Source organism: Mesorhizobium sp. M4A.F.Ca.ET.020.02.1.1, from assembly GCF_004022645.1.
Lineage (GTDB): Bacteria > Pseudomonadota > Alphaproteobacteria > Rhizobiales > Rhizobiaceae > Mesorhizobium.
In genome coordinates this window covers 1-1,092 of the sequence record NZ_RZOI01001166.1, presented here as the reverse complement: position 1 = coordinate 1,092, position 1,092 = coordinate 1, and the positions used below count along the sequence as shown (strand labels likewise).

The window sequence follows — 1,092 nt, the reverse complement described above, 5'->3', positions numbered from 1 at the left end:
GCGGCCAAAGCGCCAGGACGGCGATGAAGGCCCCAATCGTCAAATGATAGAGATTGCGACCAAGCCGCATCACGCGCCTCCCTTCCCTGCATTCATCTCACGATTGTACAGGCGGGCGCCGGAGGGGCCAAGGGTTGCGCCCACCGCGAGCGTCGCGCCTCGGCCCCCTCACCTCTCGAACTTCCGGATCGCCTCGGCGGTCACCGGCGTGAAGAAATTGACGAGGTTGCCGTCGGGGTCGCGGAACAGCAGCGAGCGGTTGCCCCAGGGCATGGTGGTCGGCGCCTGCACCAGTGAGCCGGCGATGCGGTCGGCAAGCCGCCGGTAGTCGGCGTCGACATCGGCGACGCGGAACTCGATGATCGCCGTCTGGTTGGCCGCCGGTCGCGCGACATGGTCGCCACCGAAGAGCTGCAGCGTACGCGTGCTGCCGATGGCGAGCGTGCCGGCCTCGGTGGTCAGCTCGGCGAAATCGTCGGTGTAAAGCGTCAGCAGGGTGCCGGTCACCTCCTCATAGAAGGCGACCAGCCGCCTGACGTCGGCGGTGATGATGCGGGTCGAAACGAAATTCATGAGTTTTCTCCATCGGATAGCCGCGGAGTCTTCTCCGTCGGTGCCAGCGCCTGTTGAGGCGCCCTGTGCCGACTTGTGGACCAGGCCTGTTGCCAGCATAGTGGCAGCAGGAGACATGCCTTGCGCCGCGCCGACAGACTGTTCCAGATCATCCAGATCCTGCGACGCTCGACCGACCCGATCACCGCCAGCCGGATCGCCGAGGAGCTCGAGACCTCGCGCCGTTCGGTCTATCGCGACATCGCCGACCTCATCGGCCAGCGCGTGCCGATCCGGGGCGAAGCCGGCGTCGGCTACGTGCTGGACCGCGACTACGACATGCCGCCGCTGATGTTGACCCCGGACGAGCTTGAGGCGGCCGTGCTCGGCGCGCAATGGGTGGCCGACAAGGGCGATGCGGTGCTGGCGGGCGCGGCGCGCGACCTGATCGCCAAGATCGCCATCGCTGTGCCCGAGCGCCTGCGCCCGTTCGTCAGCCACCCCCGCGTCGGCGCGCCGCTCAGCCGGGCGAGCCTGCCC

Annotated in this window: 2 protein-coding genes; one reads left to right on the top strand and one right to left on the bottom strand. The window is 68.0% G+C overall.

All coding sequences use genetic code 11. The features are described from left to right. Positions 1-168 precede the first annotated feature (168 nt). Entirely contained in the window at positions 169-573 is a 405-nt protein-coding gene (locus EN742_RS35750; RefSeq protein ID WP_126055436.1) for a VOC family protein, read from the bottom strand. Positions 574-693: 120 nt separating this feature from the next. Here EN742_RS35750 and EN742_RS35745 point away from each other — a divergent pair. Further along, a partial coding sequence (locus EN742_RS35745) for an HTH domain-containing protein (RefSeq protein WP_128333926.1) occupies positions 694-1,092 on the top strand: 399 nt, incomplete at its 3' end.

Excerpts from the sequence above, each read along its gene's own strand:
- EN742_RS35750 (WP_126055436.1), bottom strand. The coding sequence starts at position 573 with ATGAATTTCGTTTCGACCCGCATCATCACCGCCGACGTCAGGCGGCTG.